Raw genomic sequence first — 20,530 nt, 5'->3', positions numbered from 1 at the left:
ATCAAAGGTCCTTTCTGAGGCGGGGATCGAGAAGGTCGCGGAAACCGTCGCCGACCATCTGCAGGGAAAGCACGGCAAGCACGATGGCGATGCCGGGAAAGAGGGTCATCCAGTCAGCCGTACCGATATATTGGCGGCCGGAGGCAATCATCGTTCCCCAGGTCGGCACTTCAGGGCTGACGCCGAGGCCGAGGAAGGACAGTCCCGCTTCCGCCAGCATGGCATTGGCGAAAAGGAACGTTCCCTGCACCAGGATGGGCGAGAGCAGATTGCGCAATATGTGCCTGGTGATGATGTGCGGCGTGGAGATGCCGAGCGAGGTCGCGGCCTCAACATAGGGAAGCTCGCGGACGACGAGCGTCGAGGCGCGAACGACACGTGCGAGCCTGGGTGCATAGACGATGCTGAGCGCGACGATGACCGTGGTGAGCGAAGGACCGAGCGCCGCAACGAGCGCGATGGCGAGCAGGATATCGGGAAAGGCCATCATCGCGTCGATGAGCCGGGTTATCGGCGCATCGAGCTTCTGGAAAAAGCCGGCGAGGATGCCGAGCGTCACGCCAATCACCGACGCAAGCACCACGACCGCGAAGCCGACAAGCAGCGACAGGCGCGCCGCATAGATGGTGCGCGAGAACACATCGCGCCCGAATTCGTCCGTGCCGAAGAACCATGTTATGCCGGGCGGCTTCAGCCGGTTGACGACCGAGAGCTTGCCCGGCGCATAAGGCGTGATCAGGGGCGCCAAGACAGCAAGGGCAATAAAGACTGTGAGCACGATGAGTCCGAACAGCACGGTCTTGCGCCGGATCAGCACGCGCAGGAATTTGGAACGCTCGCTGATCGGTGCGGGAATATTGGCCGTAACTTCGGTCATCAGTAACGCACCCTTGGATCTACGGCGAGATAAAGCATGTCGATGGCGAAATTGATGAGCACGTAGAGCGCCGCGATGATGAGCAGCGCGCCCTGGATAACGGGATAATCGCGCCGCAACACCGCCGAGACGACAAGGCTCCCGACGCCGGGAAGGCCAAACACCGTCTCGGTCACGACAGCGCCGGAGATGAGCACCGCCGCCGTCAGGCCGAGCACGGTGAGGATCGGGATCAGCGCATTCTTGAAGGCGTGTTTCAGGACGACGCGGCGCTCATCGACGCCCTTTGCCCGGGCGGTGCGGACGTAATCGTCGCCGAGCACATCCAGCATCGAGGCGCGGGTAAACCGCATGATCAGCGCCGAGGAGACGATGCCGAGCGCGAAGGCGGGCAGGACCAGATAGCCGAGACGCTCCATCAGTGACGTGCCCGGCCCGCCATAGCCGGAGACGGGGAACAGTCCGAACCGCACGGCGAAGATCTGCATGAGGATCAGGCCGAGCCAGAAACTCGGAATGCTCGCCGCCAGCATCGCCACCGCCGTTGCCGCCTGATCAAAGACCGACCCGCGCCGATACGCGGCATAGACGCCGATGGGGATAGCAATGACGCTGGCGATGAGGAGCGAGAAAATCGTGAGGAAGAAGGTCGGTTCCGCGCGCTGCGCCAGCGCCTCAAGGACCGGCTGGTTCAGAAAGATGGACTGTCCCAGATCGCCCCGCAGCAGGTTGCCGATGTAGTAGACATATTGCAGCAGGATGGACTGATCGAGCCCCAGCTGTGCGCGCAGGGCCGCGATATCCGCAGCGGTCGCCTCCGGCCCGAGCATCACCGCTGCCGGATCGCCCGGCGTGACGCGGACGATGACGAACACGATCGTCACCACCAGGAACATCACGACGATCATGCCAATGAAACGTTGAAGGATATAGCGGAGCATCTAAATGGAATCGTTCCGGTTATCGGGAAATGGACGCGGACAAAAATCCGCCCGCGTCCGAACGGTCCAGACCATCACTGTTTCAGCGATACGTTCCAGAAATAGGGCCACGGCGCGGGCGTGAACCCTTCGAGCTTCGGCGACTTGGCCGAGAGCGCGTTGAAGTCGCCGATCTTGATGATGGGAACTTCGGCGTACATGACCTTCTGCACCTCGGCCCAAAGGGCGACGCGTTTCTTCGGGTCCACTTCGGCGTTGAAGGCGTCGACTGCCGCCTTGCGGGCAGGCGTGTCCCAATTGCCGGGAGCGCTCGTCGACATCGCGCCGATCAGCGCGGGCTCCGGCAGGAAGGGGCTGTGGCTGATATAGATATCCCACAGCTTCGGGTCGGCGCGGCGCTGGGTGAGCGTTGCCCAGTCCACCACCTGCATATCCACCTTGAAGCCCGCGGCCTTCAGATATTCCGCCGCAACTTGTGCCATTTTGTAGTGGAATTCGTATTGGCGGCTGGTGAGGATGCGGATCGGCTCGCCATTGTAGCCGGCTTTCTTTGCCCGCTCGGCGGCTTTTTCGGGGTCCGCGACATTATAGGCGCCTTCGGTGCCTGCGTCCGTCTTCCAGATATAGCCGTCAGGATACATCGACGGGTCGAGCGAATAGAAATCCGGACTGCCGAATGCCGCCGCCATCATGTCTTCCATGCTGAGCGCATCGCGGATCGCCAGCCGGATCTCCTGGTTCCCGGTGATCCCCATGGCCATGTTCATCACGAAGACCGGCCAGCCGAACGGCTTCAGCATGACCGGCTCTGTCGCCTTCTGGTCTTTCAACCGCCCAAGCGCTTCCACCGGCAGGCTGTCCACATAATCGAACTGGCCTGAAATGGCGCCCTCGACGCGGGTGTTGGGATCGGGCACTGGGACGAAACGGATTTCGTCCAGATATTGGTGCCGCGCCCCGCCATAACCGTTCTCCTTGCCCTCGGGCGATTTGTAGCCATCGTAGCGCACCAGCTGGATATATTGATCCGCCTTGCGCTCCTTCAGCTTATAGGGGCCGGTGCCGACCGGCTCGGTCATCGGATTCTGCTGCTTCTCGCTTGGCAGGATGATCGCGGCGGCATTGTTGAAGGCGAGCAGCGAAACGAGCGGCGCGTAGGGCGCGTTGAGCGTGATCTTGACCGTCGCCGGATCGACCGCTTCGATGGAGGTAATCATCGACGCCGTCTGCTTGCCGCGCGAGGCGACCTCCGTCCAGCGCTTCAGCGAAGCCACCACATCGGCGGCATCCATATCCGTTCCGTCATGGAATTTGACGCCGGTGCGCAGCTTGATCGTGTAGGTTTTTCCGTCAGGCGTGATTTCCGGCAGGCTGGCGGCGAGCAGCGGCGTTACATTCCAGCTCTTGTCGAACGTATAGAGCGTCTCGAAAATATGCTGCGAGACGATACCGACCAGATCGGCCGTCGAAGCCATGGCGTCGAGCGTCGGCGGCTCGCCGATCGTCGCGACATTGATGACCCCGCCTTTCGTTTGGGCGAAGGCAGTGGGACTTAAGGCAACCAATGCAGAACCGAGAAGCAGCGCGACCTTCAGTGATTTCATGACAGTTCCCCTTTTATTACATAATAACGGAATATTATGTTTTATAGTGGAATAAGAACAAATGCCGGGGAGCCTGTCAATTCCAAAAACGCCCAAGCGCGAAAGACCCGGCGCCTAATGGCGCCAGGAGGCGGCGTTATCGGAAACGACGAAGCAGGCAGTCGGCGGGCGTTGGCCCTCTCAGGCTTTCACCGCGCCGGCGGTCAGGCCCGCGATGATGTGCTTCTGGGCGATGAAGAAGACGATGACGGTCGGCAGGATCGTCAGCGTGATGAAGGCAAGGACGAGCTGCCACTGCGTACCGAACTCGCCGCGATAGACCATGATGCCGAGCGGCCAGGGATATTTCGACTCCGAGTTCAGCATGATCAGCGGCACGATGTAGCTGTTCCAGCTGTTGACGAAGGAAATGATGCCGACCGTGGCGATGATCGGACGCGAAAGCGGCAGCGAGACGTGCCAGAAAAAGCGGATATAGCCGCAGCCGTCGACGAAAGCCGCTTCGAACAATTCTCCCGGCAGATTGCGGAAATAATTGCGGAAAAGCAGGATGCTCATGCCGAGACCGAAGGCGACCTGCGGCAGGATCACGCCCCAATAGGTATCGAGAAGGCCAAGGTCGCGGATACGGATGAAGAGCGGCAGAATGGCTGTCGCCGCTGGAAACATCAGCCCGATCAGAAAATAATTGAGCAGAAAATTGGCCCCGAAGAACCGCACATGCGCCAGGGTGAAGGCGGTCATGGATGAGACCACGACGGTCAGGAACACGGTCATGACCGCGATGAACAGCGAGTTGACCATCTGCCGCCAGTAGCGGTCGCCGAACAATATATCGAGATAGTTCGACCAGATCCATTCCCGCGGCAGGCCGAAGGGATTGACGCGCAGTTCCCCCAGCGACTTGAACCCGCCGAGCGCGGTGGAGATGAGGGGAACGAGCACCAGCGCGGCGACCAGCGACAGCGAGACATAAAGATAAAGGCGTGTGGCCGCACTCATGCGGAGCGATGTGCTTTCATCAGTCATGGCGCATGAAAACCCGTTTGTAGCCGAAGGCGAGCGTGACGCAGATGACGAAAAGGACGACGCCGACCGCACTGCCCAGCCCCACCTGCATGCGCATCACGCCATAAGTGTAGAGGAAGGTGACCATGGTCTGCGTCGCATCGAGCGGGCCGCCGCCGGTCAGCGGCATGACGAGGTCGAATAGCTGGAGGGAGCCGATGATGGCGAAGAAGACCGAAATCCGCACTGTGGACCCCAGCATCGGCAGCGTCACATAGCGGAACTTCTGCCAGCCCGTCGCCCCGTCGATTTCAGCAGCCTCCAGCACGCTCCTGTCCACCGACTGCAGCCCGGCGATGAAAAGCATCATGTGGAAGCCGAAATATTTCCAGATCACCACCGCGAGCACCGCATAGATCGCGAGGTCCTTGTCGGCGAGCACATAGGGGGTAGCGACTCCGAAAAATCCCGCGATGGCAGCGAAGAGACCGTAATCCCCGTCATAGACGAAGCGCCAGATAAGCCCCGCGGCAACATCCGCCAGCACATAGGGCAGGAAGAAAATGAGCCGGAAGGTGACGACGCCCTTGATCCTGTGTGCCAGCATCATGGCAAGCCAGATCGCCAGCGGTATCTGCAATAGCAGCGAGGCGAGGATGATGAGGCCGTTATTGATCAGCGCGCGGGAAAACGCCGCATTGTTGAACAGCACTTCGAAATTGCGCAAGCCGATGAATTGCTGCGGCGAGCCATAGCCGTTCCAGCGGTAAAGACTATACCATGCCGCCTCCCCCATCGGCAGGATGACGAAGAGCGTGAACAGCAGCAATGCCGGCGGCAGGAAGAGAATCAGCACCGGCAGGCGCCCCTGCACCATGGGGTTCTTGTGGTGCGTTCGTCCCGTGGCCGGGGTGGCTGATGCCCTCATCGTGGCGGTTGCGTCGGTCATGTGGGGCGTCTCCTTTGCGGGCGCCCTCCTTCCGCCTTGCGGGGAAGGTGCCCGCGTTAGCGGGCGGATGGGGGTGGTGACGCTTTGCCACTGCTGGCGACCTCGCGCAAACGCCACCACCCCCACCCGACCCTATCGGGCCACCCTCCCCGCAAGGGGGAGGGAGGGCGTTGCGACTACTCCAACTCCACCGCGTCCTGGATCATCTTCGCGCCCTCTTCCGGCGACATCTGTCCGGTGAGGATCGCCACGGAGACGTCGTTGACGACACGTCCCACCGCAGGCCCCAGATCCTGGTCGAAGAAGTTCTGGTGCCAGGTCGAGGCGGCGAGCTGGTCTGCCGATGCGCGCATCAGCGGGTTGGTGATTGCGTCCTCCGCGCCCTTGGCCACGGGAATGATCTGGCCCGCCGCCGCCTGAAGCCGCTCATTTTCCTCATTCGTCAGGAAACGAAGAAAATCAACCGCTTGCGGCGGCGCTTTCTTGGTGACGGCCCAGCCATTGAGGCCGCCCAGCGTGTCGGTCGCCTTGCCCTTGCCGCCCTCGACAACAGGAAAAGCGAAGCGGCCGAGATTTTCCGGCGCGAGCCCCTTGCCATCGCCGGCTTGCGCCCGCTGGTCGCCCTCGGTTTGCTCAAATGCCAGGATCATTGCCGCCTTGCCGTCGCCGAAAACCCCCAGGGTCTGCGGCCATGTCGCCCCGAGATATCCGCCTTGGAAGGGCTCCAGCTTGCCAAGCTCCGTAAGCTGCTCGCCAGCCTTGATGATGGCGGGATCGAGGAAGCCCTCGCCCTCTTTGTTCTTGGCCGCCTCGAACACCTGCTGCCCGCCATTCCTCATGACGAGATAGCTCCAGTAGAAATGCAGCGGCCACTTGTCGCCGCCGCCGCCGGCAATCGGCGTGATCCCCGCCGCCTTCAGCTTCTTCACGGCATCGAGGAAATTATCCCAGGTCTTGATATCCTCGGCTTTCACCCCCGCTTTTTCGAAAAGCGCCTTGTTATAGAAAAAGCTGACCGTTCCCATTTTGAAGGGAACTGCATAAATTCTGTTGTCGAAGGTAAAGCCCTTCACCGCGGCGGGATTGTAGCTGTTCACCCAGGCGCCATTGTCGGCGTTCATCGCGTCCGTCAGGTCCATCAGCGCCCCGGTCTGGGACTGCTGTTTCAGGACGCCTCCGCCCCAGGAATAAAAGAAATCCGGCGCATCATTGGATTGCAGCAGGGTCGGCAGCTTGGCCTTGAAGGCCTCGTTTTCAAGAAATTGCAGCTGGATATCTACGTCCGGGTGCGCTGCTTCGTATTTCTTTGCGATCTCCTCCCACATCTGGACCCGCGCTGGCACGACTTCGAGATGCAGCCATTTGACCACCGTCTGCGCCGCGCTGGCGCTGGCAATCGAGAAGAGAAAAGCCATGCCGGTCGCACCGGCAAGGCCACACCAATTCCTGGCGCGAAGGGGCGCCTCCCCATTTCCATGGTTCATTGCGATTTCCTCCCAGGGGGAAATTCCTCAACCAATTTTTCCCCACTGCGGATTAATTCACCTGACAGTTTCGCAAGAGTCAACGGTACTTTCCGAAATTCTCGCCAATCCGCTTGACAGAAGAGCATTCTTATCGGCTATTTAATTCGCACCCCTGCTTAAAAAGGGAGTAGGGCAGTAAGGGAATAAGGGAGTAAATCATCCCTACTCACTTACTCCCCTATTTCCCCCACTCCCTTAATCAGCCGATGAAGACAGCCGACCCCGAACTCATGCGCGCGATCAATCGCTTCAACGTGCTGGATACGATCCGCCGGCACGGGCCGATCTCGCGTGTCGAGATCAGCGAGCGCTCGGAGCTTTCCACGACGACGGTTTCAGCGATAACGGGCGCGCTGCTCGACGACGGGTTGATCCTGACGCGGCATGAGGGCGATTTACGCAATGCGGCGGCGCGCGGACGCCCGCGTGTGATGCTGGAACTGAACCCGGATGCCGCGCGCGTGGTGGGCGCCAAGATCGCTGCCCATTCCATGGTTTTCGTCGTCACCGATTTTTGCGGCGAAGTGCTGTCGCAGCTGACGCTGCCCATCCGCGTCGTCAGGCAGTCGATTTCCGTCATCGCCGACCTCATCGAGGATGGCGTGAGGCGTTGCGTCGTCGATGCCGGGCTCGCGCTCGGCAACATCGATTCCATCTGCATCGGCCTGCCGGGCGTCATCGAGCACCGCTCCGGAATTGTCCGTTCCAGCCCGATCTTCCGTGAGGCCGATGTGGATTTCGCCTGGGAGATGACGAGCCGCCTGAACGTGCCCACTATTGTGGAAAGCGACGCCCACGCCATTGCGCTGGCGCACCATTGGTTCGGCAAGGCGCGCGACCTCGATGACATGGTGCTGGTCTCGCTGGAGCAGACGCTGGGCCTCGGCGTCCTCCATCACGGCCAGCTTTTCCGCGGCGCGGAGGGGCTCAGCCACAATCTCGGGGATCTCGTGCTGGGGATAGGCCCTGAGGATATCGTGCGGCTCTCGGAACTTGCGGGCGAAAGCGCCATTCTCTGCAACCAGCCGGACAGTGGCGGCCGCTTGGCCGAAGCGATGCGGCTGGGGCGCGGCATGGCGATGGCGCAGACATTGATCGCGGCGGATGACAACACGCTCATAACAGCCGCCACCCGCGCGGGCGAGGCGGTGGGGCTGGCGGTCGCCAATATCGTCACGCTGTTCGGGCCGCCGCGCGTCATCCTCGTCGGGTCCAGCCTGTCGCTGGGGCAAGTGTTTCTCGATAGCCTGCGTGACGCCTACCGCCGCGCGATTCCCCCATCGATCCGGACGGTCGCCGAGCTCGTCTTCGATGAATCCGCCGATGAGACATGGGCGCAAGGCGCGGCAGTGGTGGCGCTCTGCGAACTCTATGAGTCACCCTGGGGCACGACCGGGCCGGCCCCGGCGATTTGAGCAGAGATGAATGAAACCGTTGGTTCTAGGTCCCGCCGGCGCTTCTATTTTAAACTTCCCAGTGGAGGAGACTGATGGAAAAACTAGGCATAGGCATTATCGGCTGCGGCAATATCTCGTCGGCCTATCTGAAGGCGATGGGGTCCTTTCCCATTCTGGATATCAGGGGCATCGCAGATCTGAACCGTAGCCTGGCTGAACAGCGTGCGGCGGAGTTCAACGTGCCCGCCCGCGAGGTGAGCGAGCTTCTCGCCGATCCTGAAATCGAACTCATCGTCAATCTGACCGTGCCGAAGGCCCATGTGGCGGTGGCGATGCAGGCGCTGGAGGCAGGCAAGCATACCTATTCGGAAAAGCCGCTCGGCATTAATTTCGCGGAAGGCAAGAAGCTCGCCGATTTCGCCGCCGCGCGCAATTTGCGCATCGGCGCGGCGCCCGACACCTTCCTCGGCGGCTCGCATCAGACCGCGCGCGCCATCGTCGATTCCGGCGCGCTGGGCATTCCCGTGGGTGGCACCGCCACCTTCATGTGCCCCGGACACGAGCGCTGGCACCCGAACCCGGATTTCTACTACGAAATCGGCGGCGGTCCGATGCTCGACATGGGGCCTTATTACATCACCGATCTCGTCAACCTGCTGGGACCTGTCGCGCAGGTCGCAGGCTTTGCGACCACGCCGCGCCAGGAGCGCGTCATCACCAGCCAGCCCCGCAATGGCGAGCGCATCCCTGTGCATGTGCCGACCCACGTGGCAGGTGTCATGGCGTTCCAGAACGGCGCGGTGGTGCAGATCGGGATGAGCTTCGACGTGGCGGGCCACAAGCATGTGCCCCTTGAAATCTACGGCACCGAGGGAACGTTGATCGTTCCGGACCCGAACTATTTCGGCGGTGAAATCCAATTGCTCAAGAAAGGCGGCGCATTCGAGCCGCAGGAGACGAGCGAGCCCTATGCCGACGGCAATTACCGCTCGCTCGGCGTCGCCGACATGGCCCATGCCATCCGCGCGGGCCGTCCGCATCGGGCAAATGGCAGCCTTGCCCTGCATGTGCTGGAGGTGATGGAAGCGTTTCACAAGGCGGCGGAGGCGGGAACAACGATCCGTATCACCACCGAAACGGAACGACCGGCGCCGCTGGCGGAGTCGCTGGTCGATGGCCGCATCGGTCGTTAATTCAGGAGGAGGGAAACCATGCGTGAAGCACTTATCGTCTGGGGCGGCTGGAGCGGGCACGAGCCGCAGGAATGCGCCCACATCATCCGCGACATGCTCGAAGAGGATGGCTTCAAGGTCTATCTCGAGCACTCGACCGAGGCCTTCGCCGACCCGTCGATCCATGATCTCTCGCTCATCGTGCCGATCATGACCATGTCGAAGATCGAGAAGGAGGAGGTGAAAAACCTCTCCGAGGCCGTGCAAAACGGCGTCGGCATCGCCGGCTATCACGGCGGCGCGGGCGACGCGTTCCGCGAGAGCGTGGAGTATCAGTTTATCATCGGCGGCCAATGGGTCGCCCATCCCGGCAACATCATCGACTATACGGTCAATATCACGAAGCCTGACGATCCGCTGATGGCGGGGATCACCGATTTCTCCTACCATTCGGAGCAATATTACATGCATGTCGACCCGTCGAACGAGGTGCTGGCAACCACCACCTTCAACGGCGATCATGCCTGGTGGATCGACGGCGTGACGATGCCTGTCGTCTGGAAGCGGAAGCACGGCAAGGGCCGCGTCTTCTATTCCTCGCTCGGTCATGTGGCGAGCGAGTTCGATGTGCCGCAGATGCGCACCATCTTCCGCCGCGGGGCCAACTGGGCGGCGCGGTAAGGCGTATTCTGGACGGCCGGCTTTCCGCGCCAGGCCGTCCGGAGCGAAACGGTCAGTAATTCATTCGGCATACAAGCATTCGTCAGAATTATAAATTCGGAAGTTCATTAACTATATTGTTTTAGAAGTAATAAACTATAAAATAGCCGAATTTACTTCTTGTAAACTATTTTCAAATGTGTTTACTTAAAATTGTTTCAATTCGGGAATGGGGACATCATGTCTGGAGAAGAAAGACTGAAACGCAGGCGCGGGCGTCCGTCCAACGCTTCCATCAGGATGAAGAATCTGAATGCCGAGCAGCAGAATACACTGCGGCTCGAGCAGCAAGCGCTCGATACACTGGAGAGTATGGCAGTGGCGATTGCCGTGATCGATTATAACCTCAAGAATCTGGTGAAAAACCTTACGAAGAATCAGGCTTCTTCGTAAGAACCACAATAATCCTGTCTGGATGGCGGCATCGCGGGCGCGGGAATTTTTGTCCGTGCCGAGAATGTCCATGTCGACAAACTGCCCACAATTATCTATCCACCTGTGACATCAGCGCCGAGCGCGCCGCAGGAGGATCAGATGACCGTTACCCCGCCCCGCATTACCGATGAGGAAAGACTCGAACGGCTTTCGCGCCTGCGGGCCATGATCGATGCAGCGGGCCTCGGCGGGGTGCTGCTGGGCTCCACGGAATCCTTGCGCTATTTCACCGGCCTCGTCTGGCATCAAAGCGAGCGCCTGCTCGGGGCCTTGGTGACCCCGACGGCGCTCTATTACATCGTGCCGGGCTTCGAGCGCACCCGCGTCGAGACGCTGCCGCATCTGCCGGGCGAAATCCGCGTCTGGCAGGAGGAAGAGGACGGCGCCGCGCTCGTCGCATCGCTGCTCGGCCCGAACGGGCGGCTTGCCGTCGATGATGGCGTTGCGCTCTTCGTCTACCATGCGCTTGCCCGCGTGCTGGGGCCGGAGTGGCTTGCCGATGGCGGGCCGATCATCCGGCGGCTTCGCCTGCAAAAATCGCCCGCCGAAATCGCCATCATCAAATATGCGATGGCTGAGACGCTGGAGGTGCATAAGCTTGTCCATGGCATGATCGAGCCGGGCATCCGCGCTTCCGAAGTGGTGCGCTTCATCGATGACGAGCACCGGGCGCGCGGCGGCGCGTCCACCTTCTGCATCGTCTCCTTCGGTGAGGCGACCTCCCTTCCCCATGGCGCGGATGGCGATCAAACCTATAAACCCGGCGATGTGGTGCTGGTCGATACCGGCTTCCGCGTCGACGGCTATCATTCCGACCTGACGCGCACCTATGTGCTGGACGAGCCGACGCCGGAATTCGCCCGTATCTGGGCGATCGAGCGCGAGGCGCAGCAGGCGGTCTTCGACGCGGCTGAGATCGGCGTTCCCTGCGAGGCGCTAGACGATGCCGCTCGGGCGGTTCTGGTGCGCCACGGCCTCGGGCCCGACTATAAACTTCCGGGCCTGCCGCACCGCGCCGGCCATGGCCTCGGCCTCGAAATCCACGAGGAGCCCTATATCGTCCGCGGCAACAAGACGCCGCTCGCCGAGGGCATGTGCTTCTCCAACGAGCCGATGATCGTCGTGCCCGGCCAATTCGGCATCCGGCTGGAAGACCACATTTACATGACTGCTTCCGGCCCGCAGTGGTTCACCAAACCGGCGAAGGGGCCTACGGAGCCGTTCGGCGAATAGCCGGCCTGCGATTATCCTTGGGAAGAAACTTATCCGCCATTGAGAAGCCTGAATTATTCTCATGGCTTGAGTTGTCGCCGTTTGCCCATTCCTGAAGGACAATCCCGCCATGAAAAATCTCCGCTCCGTGATCTTCGGCTTCGTCGCCGCCGCATCCTTGTTCTCAGGCGCATATGCCCATGCCGCCGATAATGACAGCGCGCTTCGCCAGGCCGTTGACGAAGCGATAAAGCCGGTGATGGAAAAGAACGATGTGCCTGGTATGGCTGTGGCGGTGACGGTAGACGGCAAGCATTATTTCTTCAATTACGGCCTTGCCTCGAAGAAAGACGGCCGGAAAGTCACCGAAAACACGATTTTCGAGATCGGCTCGATCAGCAAAACGTTCAACGCCACGCTCGGTGGCTATGCAGAGGCGGAAGGAAAGATTTCCCTCTCCGACAAGGCGAGCCAATATTGGCCGGCGCTGAAGGGCACGAGCTTCGACAAGATCAGCCTGCTCGAGCTTGCCACCTATACGGCGGGCGGCCTGCCATTGCAGTTTCCGGACGGTGTGACGACCGACGCTAAGATGGAAGCCTATTACAAGAACTGGAAGCCCGCCTATGCGCCCGGCACCCACCGCCAATATTCGAACCCGAGCATCGGCCTCTTCGGCGATCTGACCGCGCGCGGCCTGGGCGGCGTTTATGACAGCCTCCTGCAAAAGAACGTCCTCGCCCCGCTCGGCCTCACCAATACCTTTACGAAAGTACCCGAAGCCCGCATGGGCGACTATGCCTATGGCTATTCGAAGGCGGGCAAGCCGATCCGCGTCAATCCGGGCCTGTTCGATTCGGCCATGTACGGCGTGAAGACCACCTCCTCCGACCTCATCAAATTCGTCGATGCCAATATCGACCCTTCGAAACTCGACCCCGCCTTGCAGAAAGCAATCGCCGCCACCCATACCGGCTATTTCAAGATCGGCCCGATGACGCAGGGGCTCGGCTGGGAGCTCTATCCCTACCCCGTCACGCTCGACCGGCTTCTCGACGGCAATTCCAACGACATGGCGCGCAAAGCCAACAAGGCGGAGCGTCTTAACCCGCCGCAGGAACCAACGAAGGATCTCTTCATCAACAAGACTGGCTCCACCAACGGCTTCGGCGCCTACGCTGCCTTCGTTCCGGCAAAGCGCATCGGCGTCGTCATCCTCGCGAACAAGGCCTATCCCAATGCGGACCGTGTGAAGGCCGGATACCGGATATTGCAGGCGGCCGAGAACCAGAGATAGCTCCGGCACCGGTCGCGGGCATCGACCCGCGACCGTCATTCTTGTCGGTCAATGTGCAGCCTGGTACTGGATGAGCCCATTATTGAGGAAACACATCTTGTCGAACAGCTTCACATCCAGCGGGTTCGGCAACCGGATATCCTCGGCATCGGGACATGGCTTCTTTGACGGATCATATGACCGGTCGATCTGGGAGATGAAAACGAGGATCAGCCCTCGCCTGCGCGCAAACGACCGCAGCGCCTGCACCTGATCCGGCAATGGCGGATTTTCCCGTCTCTGATCGAGCAATTGCAGATAGTCGATGACGACAAGCGTTCCGCGCGGGACCGATGTCAGCTTGCCGATGATGTAATCCGCATGGATGGCATCGGAGCAATCGGCTTCGAACAATCCGGCAAATCGCGCCCAGTCCACGCCGATGGCGCGGAAACGGTCCAGAACGTCCTTTTCAGTATATTCCAGCGTGAAGAACACGCCCCGATGGCCGGATTTCATGGCTTCCACCGCAAGCTCAAGGCTCATCAGGGTTTTGCCGTGCCCCGGCCGCGCGCCCAGCAATATCAGATCGCCCTGGTTTAACAGGGAGAACAATTGACCGGCGGCCGGGAGCGCGGATGCCTGGCTCACAAGCAGGCTCCATCCGCGGTACCCTTCCTGAAGGGCGATGCGGTCGAGCGCTTCATGCAGGGGAATGCCGGACTGGCGGGATAATTGCCTGGCCTTGCGCTTTAATTGGTAAATAGGCGCGGACAGCTTCATCGATAAACCTCCTATTGCGAGCAGGTTCCGCAATCCCTCCTTATGCTGGCGCTCGAACAGTCGGTTCGATGATCGGATAGCCCGGCATGTCATATGCTTCCCCGGACGGAGGGAGGAGGCGTGGGCTGCGCCTGAATCACAGAATAGCGCAATTTTGCCCGAACAGAAAAGCGTCAACGCGCACTCCCTCCCGGAAATGCGCGTTGATTAGAGGCAGCGGCCTATAGAAAATTGTGTTTTGACGGAAACGCTGTTCACCCCCCTCTGCCCTGCCGGGCATCTCCCCCTCAAGGGGGGAGATTACGCCTTCATCGACGTTCGGCACCAATCGCAGGCGTCGCAGAATGGAAAGCGGAGGATAGCGTCAGCCAATCTCCCCCCTTGAGGGGGAGATGCCCGGCAGGGCAGAGGGGGGTACTGTCCCGCCGATGCTTCCGTTTAAACAAATGCTCCAGATATTTAATCTGGCAGCGCGTAGGCGACGACCTGATCGCTGACGCGGGGCGTCAGGATGGAATTGCCGCCGGCGACGAAGACCACATATTGCTTGCCTTTATACATATAGACGGCAGGCAAGGCGACCGCGGGTGCGTCAACCATGTCCTTCCACAAAACGTCGCCGGTCTTGACATCGATGGCCCGGACCTTGTGATCCATGGAGGCGCCGATGAAAACCAGGCCGCCCTTGGTGATGACAGGCCCGCCCAATGTCACCGAGCCCCAGGAGTCAGGCATATAGAAGCCCCATTGCTGGACGGCGCCAAAGGGCTTGCGCCATAGGAGATCGCCGGTTTTCAGATCATAGGCAGACATTTGGCCATAGGGCGGTTTCCAGCAGGGCATTCCCAGCGGATTGAGGAAAAAGTTCAGACGAAGCCCATAAGGACTGCCCCGCTGGGGAAAATAACCGCCTGCGGCTTCCGATCCGGGGGCAGCCGTGAGCTTCTCATATTCGGCGCGCGGAACGAGCTGGTTGATCGACACCACCTGGGAATGGTTGACGATGAGGGTCTGGCTTTCGGGGTCCACCGCGCCGCCACCCCATTCCACCCCGCTGACAGTGGTCGGCGACGTAATCGTTCCCTTGAGGCTGGGAGGCGTGAAGCGGCCCTCGTCGCGCAATTCCTTGGCCATCCGGCTGCAATAACCGAAGCTCAGCGCGTCGGCGAGCCAGAACACGCCAGGCCATCTGTCTCCTATGACGGGCTCGGGCCGCGCCACATAGGGCTGCGTGGGAGACGCCTTTTCACCCGGCACATCGGAGGCCGGGACCGGGCGCTCTTCTATCGGATAGACCGGCTCGCCCGTATAGCGATTGAGCACATAGAGGAAGCCCTGTTTGGAGGTCTGGACGAGCGCGGGGATCTTTTTCCCATCCTTCTCGATATCGATCAGCGTCGGCGCCGAGTTGGTGTCGTAATCCCAGATATCGTGATGGACGAGCTGCCGGCTCCAGATGACCTTGCCGCTGTCGGCATCGACCGCCGTCACGGATGTGGCAAGCGGGATAGGATCGAGCCGATCCCCGCCATAGAAATTCGGGCTGGGCGAGGAGACCGGCAGATAGACGATGTTCAGGTCCGGATCAACAGACATACTGGCCCAGACATTGGATGTACCGGTCTTGGACTGCATATTTTTCGGGATTGGATCGAAGCTCCATATGAGCTTGCCTGTCCTGGCATCGAGGGCGAAGACCACGCCCGGAGGATCGACGCTGTCCGACCAGTCACGGCCGGCCCAGCCGAGGAAGAGCTTATCCTTATAGACCGTGGGCGGCTGGAACAGCGAAAACGGGAATATGGCGTTGACGGTATTCCATTTATTGACATCGAGAATGCCGTTGTCGCCGAAGTCAGCGCATAGCTTGCCCGTGTCGGCATCCACCGCATGGAGCTTGGCGTCCATCGTGCCGATATAGATGCGCTTTTGGCAGGGCTGGCCGGCAACGGGATTATCCGCCTCCCAATAGGCGACGCCACGGCCCTTCATGTCGGACTGGGTAAGCGCCTTCAGGGGCGCTTTGCTCTCATATTTCCATTTCACTTTGCCCGTGTCGGGCTCGATGGCAAAGATGTTATAGAAGGGCGTTCCGACATAGACCGTGTCGTTGACGAAGAGAGGCGTCGCCGACCAGACCGACATGGGGATATTACCGCTGCCATCAGACACGTCGCCGGTGTGGACTTCCCAAACCTTCCGCAACTTGGCTACATTCTCGGGCGTGATCTGGTCCGCGGGGGAATATTTCTGCGCCTTCAGATCGCCGTTGAAGGTGGACCAGGTGGTGTCCTGCGCCATGGCGGGAGCGAAACCGAGAGCGGCGGCAAGGGCGATGCCTGAGCAGAGGGAAAGAGTGCGCTTCATCGGGATGCCTTCCTTTTCGCCGTCGTCTTTGTCTTTGTTCTGGTCGTGTTGCTGGTGACCCTGGCGGCTGCTGTTCTATGCGTGACGCGCGTGGGACGGGACGGCGTGTTGCGCCTGATAGTGGTGGCGATGAGCCAGCCGATGAGGCTGAGCGCCATGGCAAGCACGAGCGGAAGACTGTCGAGCATGTAACCGGCAAAAGCCGTGCCCAGAATTCCGAGGATCAGCAGGAAATACAGCAGCCCCGTCCACCAGCTCCGCCGCGTCGCCCAGATGGTCAGCGCCAGGGCGGCCAGCAGGATCGCCGTGCATGAAAGAATGACCAGGAGCGCGCCCCCGGAGCCGTCGATTCCGCTGGATCGGGACGTATAGGCCATAAGGGATATGATCAGGCCCGCCGCACCCCCAAGGGCGATCAGGCCGGTAGCGCTTGTTGCCCGCCTCATATGTCGTCACTCCATTGTCTTTGGAAGTTCAAGAATTCACCGCCCGGCATGGTTTTCTCTTCAATTTCTGACAACGCGCGGCGCGCGCCTGCGTCGGCCCCGCCAATCAATATCTGACCGTATAGTAAAGGGAGATCATGAAGAAATACTTATGTCAATACTAGAATGTTAACCATGATCTCCATGATTATACTAAATATAATATATCTGCGGGCTGTATTAAAAATATACCGATTTCTGCCGCGGTGTGGCCCATGCACCCTCCCCTCGGCTGACCGGAACTCGCATTCTGATCGACCAAGGTGTGCAAGAATTGATTCGAAAAAACGGGCGTTTTTCTTCATTAATTCGAATGTTTTCGGAATATTTTTTGAAAGCGATTTCACAAATTTACATGCGCTATCGCTATTACAAAATGTCATAATCTGCTGTTAGGGTTGAACGCTGCGGGATTCAATGAAATGCTGGCAGACGGCGATTCAATAAGCGCCGTTTGCCGGACCATGTTTTCCAAGCTTTCTTGAATGTAGGATATACATGGTGTATGGCGCAGGCCACCGTGTTGTCCATTGCGGCAAACAGGCTGGAGCCGGGGGAGCGGGAGGCGATCGTGCTGCAATGTCCATTCGCGTAATCTGTATTGGGGCCGGTGGCCATGCCGCCGTCGTGGTCGACTTGTTGCAGCGGCTTTCCGAGCGAAGCGAGATAAGCTTGGCCGGCCTGGTGACACCAGATGGTTCAGGCGCGCCGGTGCTGGGTGTTGACGTCATCGGCGCCGATGGCGATCTGGGCCGCCTGATTGCGCAACATGATCTCACGCATTTTATCGTCGCGGTGGGAAGCACGCGCGGCGGACAAAATATACGAGCGAGTCTTTATCGCCTGGCTGCAGAAAAAGGCCTCGCGCCACTGACTGCGGTTCACCCGGATGCCGTGGTTGCGCCGTCAGCCCGCCTGGGCGAAGGAACCGTGATCATGGCCGGGGCCGTCGTGCAGGCGCGAACCGTTATCGGCAACAACGTGATTATCAATACGAGGGCGAGCATCGATCACGACTGTGAGGTGGGCGCCAATGTTCACATCGCGCCGGGCGCCGTTCTGAGCGGGGGCGTTCGTCTGGGCGACGATGTGCATATCGGCACCGGGGCGGTCATTATCGAAAATGTGCGAGTAGGCGCCGGCACCACCGTTGCAGCCGGCGCTACCGTCGTTAGGAATTGCGGGGAACGGCAGCTACTGGTCGGCACACCGGCCCGGGTTATATGATTTGACGGCTCCCCGATGTGGCAAGTGTAGAGATTAAACCCATGATTACAAACCATCAATTGGCCAAGATATCCTTATCTCCTGACCGCCCTTTGGCGGATGCAATTGCCTGTATAGATGCCAGCGGCGGCCAGATAGCGCTTGTCGTGGACGAGCGTGGCGTGCTGATCGGCACGATCACCGACGGCGATGTGCGCCGGGCGATATTGCGCGGCGCCACTCTGGATTCAACCGCCGGGGAGGTCATGCACAAGACCCCCCGCACGGTTCCGATAGGAACCTCCCTGGAGGAAATCGCAGCCACACTGCGCAGCCACCAAATCGCGCAAATGCCCGTGGTCGACTCCGAGGGCAGAGTGGTCTCGCTTCACCTCGCCGAGGACACACGCATGCCGGATCCGGCATCGCATCGTGTGGTGATCATGGTGGGTGGATTGGGAACAAGGCTGCGTCCCATCACCGAAACAGTCCCCAAGCCGATGATCGAGATCGGAGGCAAGCCGATCCTGGAGAGAATTCTGGAGCGCTTCCGCACCCAGGGATTCCGGCGCATCACCCTCTGCGTCAATCATCTGGCGGAGATTATCGAGCAGCATTTCGCAGATGGCGCGAAATTCGGGCTGGAAATCGATTATGTGCGGGAAACCAAGCGCATGGGAACCGCGGGTGCCCTTTCGCTCCTGCAAGAACGCCCCGAATATCCGTTGATCGTGATGAATGGCGACGTTCTGACTTCGGTCAACTTCCTGCAGCTGATTGCCTTCCACTATGAGAACGACGCCATCGCGACCATGGGATTGAATCGATATCAATACCAGATCCCGTATGGGGTCGTTGAGGTGGTGAACCAGCATATCGCAGGGTTTTCAGAGAAGCCCGTGTTCGATTTTCTCGTGAATGCAGGCATTTATGTCATCAGCCCGGCTGCGCTTGATTTGATTCCGCAGAACCATTTCTTCGATATGCCCGCGCTGTTCGAGCGTATCCGTCCGGAGAAGCGCGCCGCCTTCCCCTTGCATGAATACTGGCTGGACGTCGGCCGGCCAGACGATCTCGAAAAAGCGATGGATGAATTGCGCCAGGGCGAGCTCGTCAATTCCTGACGTTTGCCTGGATATTCAGCTTGCACGCGGTGCGGACCGGCCGGCCAGGGCATCGTCGATGAGCTGTTTCATCGTGGCGATGAATTTGCCGCGCGAAAAATCCTTGGCGCGTGCCTCGCATGCATAGCGCATCGCCTCGGCTTTGGCAGGTGTCATCGACCGGACTGCCGCGATGAGATCGGCTTGCGTGAATTGCGGCGGCAGCAGGACGCCGGTTTCGTCAGGCAGAACCGTTTCCAGCAATCCGCCCTCGGCGACGCCGATCACCGGCTTGCCCGCGGCCATGGATTCGACTGGAGACATGCCGAAATCCTCATCGACAGGCAGATAGATCGTGGCGATGGCGTTGCCGACGAGGTCGAGAAGTTCGGTATCGTTCACCCAGCCGCGAAATTCGATGTTGGGCGCATTGGCGGCAAGCCGCTTGAGGCGCTCCAATTCCTCTCCGCCCGACGTGACGATCAGACGTTTGTCCGGCATGGCGAGAAATGCCTCGACGATGCGGTCGACCCGCTTCAAGGGCGTCAACCTCGCGGTCGACAGATAATAATCGCCCTGTCCGCGCCAGGAAAAACGATCCGTTTCGACAGGCGGGTGGACGACGATGCTCTCGCGCCCGAGATAATGGCGGATACGCGCGCGCGTGTTTTGCGAATTGGTGACGATAATGTCCATGCGCGCGACAGCGCGGCGGTACTGGCATTCGAAGGCATAGGCGGCGAGCCGCTTCAGCACCGATTTGCCGCGGAGATAATAGGCTGCCTGATCGTAGAGAAAGCGCGGGGGCGTATGACAATAAAAGACATTGATGCCCCGCTTGCTCTTTCGCGGCGCAGCAAAGAGGCCGGCAACGCCGGAAAAAAGGCGCACGGCATATCGCCGCGCATCGTATCTCTGCAAGGTAAAGACCGCCGCCAACGACAAGGGGCGCAGGCCCGGCCGGCGCAGCAGCGAAGGAAAATTCAGGCTCCGCGTCCGCTTGGGAAAATCCGCTTCATCATATGTCTCATGCGTTCGATAGCCATGAACGAGCGTTGCGTCGAGCGCATGCGCCAGCGTCAAAACCAGCCGCTCCCCTCCCCCGCGAATGGCGAAGTAATCATGGAAGAGCACGGCGGGCGACCGCACGATTCCATGAGTACTTTCATTGATGATGGAATCAAACTCTAAATACATTTTTATGATCCACAGCAAGTAGATCAAATAGTAATTATAATAATGATATTATCAATATTACAAAAAACATTTACGCAGATTTATTGATTAAAAATGAATATAGTTCCCGATTCAGGTAGATATGTGCAGTTACCGCCTGTTCACTTGCCATGATGGTTCCCGAGCGCAGATCTGAAGGGGGCTTTGTCTTGATGTGTCGCTATTACCGCTCGATGCGGCGCAGTATCTGCGCGTGATCAGCTACCGCCCAGGACGCAGTCACAGGGAAATCC

At 59.8% G+C, this 20,530-nt stretch carries 18 protein-coding genes; 7 read left to right on the top strand and 11 right to left on the bottom strand.

The annotated features are described in order from the left end of the window. Nucleotide 1: 1 nt before the first annotated feature. The 6 genes from ACOWVG_RS16125 to ACOWVG_RS16100 all read right to left on the bottom strand — a co-directional run bounded on the left by ACOWVG_RS16125 (nt 2) and on the right by ACOWVG_RS16100 (nt 6,863). On the bottom strand, nt 2-877 hold the full coding sequence (locus ACOWVG_RS16125; protein ID WP_420963344.1) for an ABC transporter permease: 876 nt from the start codon (nt 875-877) through the stop codon (nt 2-4). After that, nucleotides 877-1,818 carry an ABC transporter permease gene (locus ACOWVG_RS16120; RefSeq protein WP_420963343.1) on the bottom strand — a complete coding sequence of 314 codons (942 nt, stop codon included), beginning with the start codon at nt 1,816-1,818 and terminating at the stop codon, nt 877-879. Before ACOWVG_RS16120 ends, ACOWVG_RS16125 begins: the two co-directional genes overlap by 1 nt. Nucleotides 1,819-1,892: 74 nt before the next feature. After that, complete coding sequence (locus ACOWVG_RS16115; RefSeq protein WP_420963342.1) at nt 1,893-3,422, bottom strand: ABC transporter substrate-binding protein; 1,530 nt, start codon at nt 3,420-3,422, stop codon at nt 1,893-1,895. Nucleotides 3,423-3,602: 180 nt separating this feature from the next. Continuing rightward, nucleotides 3,603-4,451 (bottom strand): carbohydrate ABC transporter permease, encoded by an 849-nt coding sequence (locus ACOWVG_RS16110; RefSeq protein ID WP_420963341.1) that lies wholly within the window; start codon nt 4,449-4,451, stop codon nt 3,603-3,605. After that, nucleotides 4,444-5,379: a carbohydrate ABC transporter permease gene (locus ACOWVG_RS16105; RefSeq protein WP_420963340.1), complete on the bottom strand. Its 936-nt coding sequence runs from the start codon at nt 5,377-5,379 to the stop codon at nt 4,444-4,446. The genes ACOWVG_RS16110 and ACOWVG_RS16105 overlap by 8 nt, the downstream gene beginning before the upstream one ends. Nucleotides 5,380-5,555: 176 nt before the next feature. Then, nucleotides 5,556-6,863: an extracellular solute-binding protein gene (locus ACOWVG_RS16100; protein ID WP_420963339.1), complete on the bottom strand. Its 1,308-nt coding sequence runs from the start codon at nt 6,861-6,863 to the stop codon at nt 5,556-5,558. Between the two features lie 248 nt (nt 6,864-7,111). Between ACOWVG_RS16100 and ACOWVG_RS16095 the strand changes: the two genes are divergently transcribed. The 3 genes from ACOWVG_RS16095 (at nt 7,112) to ACOWVG_RS16085 (ending at nt 10,155) form a co-directional block, all read left to right on the top strand. Continuing rightward, the gene (locus ACOWVG_RS16095; protein WP_420963338.1) at nt 7,112-8,320 is read left to right on the top strand and encodes an ROK family protein; all 1,209 of its coding nucleotides are present in this window, start codon (nt 7,112-7,114) and stop codon (nt 8,318-8,320) included. A 74-nt stretch (nt 8,321-8,394) separates the two neighbouring features. Beyond that, nucleotides 8,395-9,495 (top strand): Gfo/Idh/MocA family protein, encoded by a 1,101-nt coding sequence (locus tag ACOWVG_RS16090; protein WP_420963337.1) that lies wholly within the window; start codon nt 8,395-8,397, stop codon nt 9,493-9,495. An 18-nt stretch (nt 9,496-9,513) separates the two neighbouring features. Next, nucleotides 9,514-10,155, top strand: coding sequence for a ThuA domain-containing protein (locus ACOWVG_RS16085; protein WP_420963336.1), 642 nt, complete (start codon nt 9,514-9,516; stop codon nt 10,153-10,155). 186 nt (nt 10,156-10,341) lie between these two features. Here the strand turns inward: ACOWVG_RS16085 and ACOWVG_RS16080 are convergent, their stop codons facing one another. After that, a complete protein-coding gene (locus ACOWVG_RS16080; protein WP_420963335.1) occupies nt 10,342-10,659 on the bottom strand; it encodes a hypothetical protein in 318 nt (105 codons plus the stop codon). A 69-nt stretch (nt 10,660-10,728) separates the two neighbouring features. On the opposite strand from ACOWVG_RS16080, the gene ACOWVG_RS16075 reads away from it, so the two are divergent. After that, nucleotides 10,729-11,862, top strand: coding sequence for a M24 family metallopeptidase (locus ACOWVG_RS16075; RefSeq protein ID WP_420963334.1), 1,134 nt, complete (start codon nt 10,729-10,731; stop codon nt 11,860-11,862). Nucleotides 11,863-11,971: 109 nt separating this feature from the next. Further along, nucleotides 11,972-13,138, top strand: a complete 1,167-nt coding sequence (ampC, locus tag ACOWVG_RS16070; protein ID WP_420963333.1) for a class C beta-lactamase — start codon at nt 11,972-11,974, stop codon at nt 13,136-13,138. Nucleotides 13,139-13,186: 48 nt separating this feature from the next. Here the strand turns inward: ampC and ACOWVG_RS16065 are convergent, their stop codons facing one another. From ACOWVG_RS16065 to ACOWVG_RS16055, 3 genes are all read right to left on the bottom strand, one after another. Further along, the gene (locus tag ACOWVG_RS16065) at nt 13,187-13,900 is read right to left on the bottom strand and encodes a DNA helicase (protein WP_420963332.1); all 714 of its coding nucleotides are present in this window, start codon (nt 13,898-13,900) and stop codon (nt 13,187-13,189) included. A 459-nt stretch (nt 13,901-14,359) separates the two neighbouring features. Beyond that, nucleotides 14,360-16,267 (bottom strand): pyrroloquinoline quinone-dependent dehydrogenase, encoded by a 1,908-nt coding sequence (locus ACOWVG_RS16060; protein WP_420963331.1) that lies wholly within the window; start codon nt 16,265-16,267, stop codon nt 14,360-14,362. After that, nucleotides 16,264-16,713 (bottom strand): hypothetical protein, encoded by a 450-nt coding sequence (locus ACOWVG_RS16055; protein ID WP_420963330.1) that lies wholly within the window; start codon nt 16,711-16,713, stop codon nt 16,264-16,266. Before ACOWVG_RS16055 ends, ACOWVG_RS16060 begins: the two co-directional genes overlap by 4 nt. 618 nt (nt 16,714-17,331) lie before the next feature. Between ACOWVG_RS16055 and ACOWVG_RS16050 the strand changes: the two genes are divergently transcribed. Continuing rightward, the gene (locus ACOWVG_RS16050; RefSeq protein WP_420963329.1) at nt 17,332-17,979 is read left to right on the top strand and encodes an acetyltransferase; all 648 of its coding nucleotides are present in this window, start codon (nt 17,332-17,334) and stop codon (nt 17,977-17,979) included. Nucleotides 17,980-18,038: 59 nt separating this feature from the next. Continuing rightward, complete coding sequence (locus ACOWVG_RS16045) at nt 18,039-19,082, top strand: nucleotidyltransferase family protein (protein WP_420963328.1); 1,044 nt, start codon at nt 18,039-18,041, stop codon at nt 19,080-19,082. Nucleotides 19,083-19,097: 15 nt separating this feature from the next. Here ACOWVG_RS16045 and ACOWVG_RS16040 read toward each other — a convergent pair whose 3' ends face one another. Further along, nucleotides 19,098-20,258, bottom strand: coding sequence for a glycosyltransferase (locus ACOWVG_RS16040; protein ID WP_420963327.1), 1,161 nt, complete (start codon nt 20,256-20,258; stop codon nt 19,098-19,100). Between the last annotated feature and the right edge of the window lie 272 nt (nt 20,259-20,530).

The organism is Brucella sp. IR073, from assembly GCF_049065735.1.
Taxonomy (GTDB): Bacteria; Pseudomonadota; Alphaproteobacteria; order Rhizobiales; family Rhizobiaceae; genus Paramesorhizobium.
Note: the sequence above shows the minus strand (reverse complement) of the source record. Positions and strands in the feature narration are given on the sequence as shown.

Bases quoted from the DNA above. Each gene is read 5' to 3' on its own strand.
- ACOWVG_RS16125 (WP_420963344.1), bottom strand. From the start codon at position 877: ATGACCGAAGTTACGGCCAATATTCCCGCACCGATCAGCGAGCGTTCC.
- ACOWVG_RS16120 (WP_420963343.1), bottom strand. From the start codon at position 1,818: ATGCTCCGCTATATCCTTCAACGTTTCATTGGCATGATCGTCGTGATG.
- ACOWVG_RS16115 (WP_420963342.1), bottom strand. From the start codon at position 3,422: ATGAAATCACTGAAGGTCGCGCTGCTTCTCGGTTCTGCATTGGTTGCC.
- ACOWVG_RS16110 (WP_420963341.1), bottom strand. From the start codon at position 4,451: ATGACTGATGAAAGCACATCGCTCCGCATGAGTGCGGCCACACGCCTT.
- ACOWVG_RS16105 (WP_420963340.1), bottom strand. From the start codon at position 5,379: ATGACCGACGCAACCGCCACGATGAGGGCATCAGCCACCCCGGCCACG.
- ACOWVG_RS16100 (WP_420963339.1), bottom strand. From the start codon at position 6,863: ATGAACCATGGAAATGGGGAGGCGCCCCTTCGCGCCAGGAATTGGTGT.
- ACOWVG_RS16095 (WP_420963338.1), top strand. From the start codon at position 7,112: ATGAAGACAGCCGACCCCGAACTCATGCGCGCGATCAATCGCTTCAAC.
- ACOWVG_RS16090 (WP_420963337.1), top strand. From the start codon at position 8,395: ATGGAAAAACTAGGCATAGGCATTATCGGCTGCGGCAATATCTCGTCG.
- ACOWVG_RS16085 (WP_420963336.1), top strand. From the start codon at position 9,514: ATGCGTGAAGCACTTATCGTCTGGGGCGGCTGGAGCGGGCACGAGCCG.
- ACOWVG_RS16080 (WP_420963335.1), bottom strand. From the start codon at position 10,659: ATGGACATTCTCGGCACGGACAAAAATTCCCGCGCCCGCGATGCCGCC.
- ACOWVG_RS16075 (WP_420963334.1), top strand. From the start codon at position 10,729: ATGACCGTTACCCCGCCCCGCATTACCGATGAGGAAAGACTCGAACGG.
- ampC (WP_420963333.1), top strand. From the start codon at position 11,972: ATGAAAAATCTCCGCTCCGTGATCTTCGGCTTCGTCGCCGCCGCATCC.
- ACOWVG_RS16065 (WP_420963332.1), bottom strand. From the start codon at position 13,900: ATGAAGCTGTCCGCGCCTATTTACCAATTAAAGCGCAAGGCCAGGCAA.
- ACOWVG_RS16060 (WP_420963331.1), bottom strand. From the start codon at position 16,267: ATGAAGCGCACTCTTTCCCTCTGCTCAGGCATCGCCCTTGCCGCCGCT.
- ACOWVG_RS16055 (WP_420963330.1), bottom strand. From the start codon at position 16,713: ATGAGGCGGGCAACAAGCGCTACCGGCCTGATCGCCCTTGGGGGTGCG.
- ACOWVG_RS16050 (WP_420963329.1), top strand. From the start codon at position 17,332: ATGTCCATTCGCGTAATCTGTATTGGGGCCGGTGGCCATGCCGCCGTC.
- ACOWVG_RS16040 (WP_420963327.1), bottom strand. From the start codon at position 20,258: ATGTATTTAGAGTTTGATTCCATCATCAATGAAAGTACTCATGGAATC.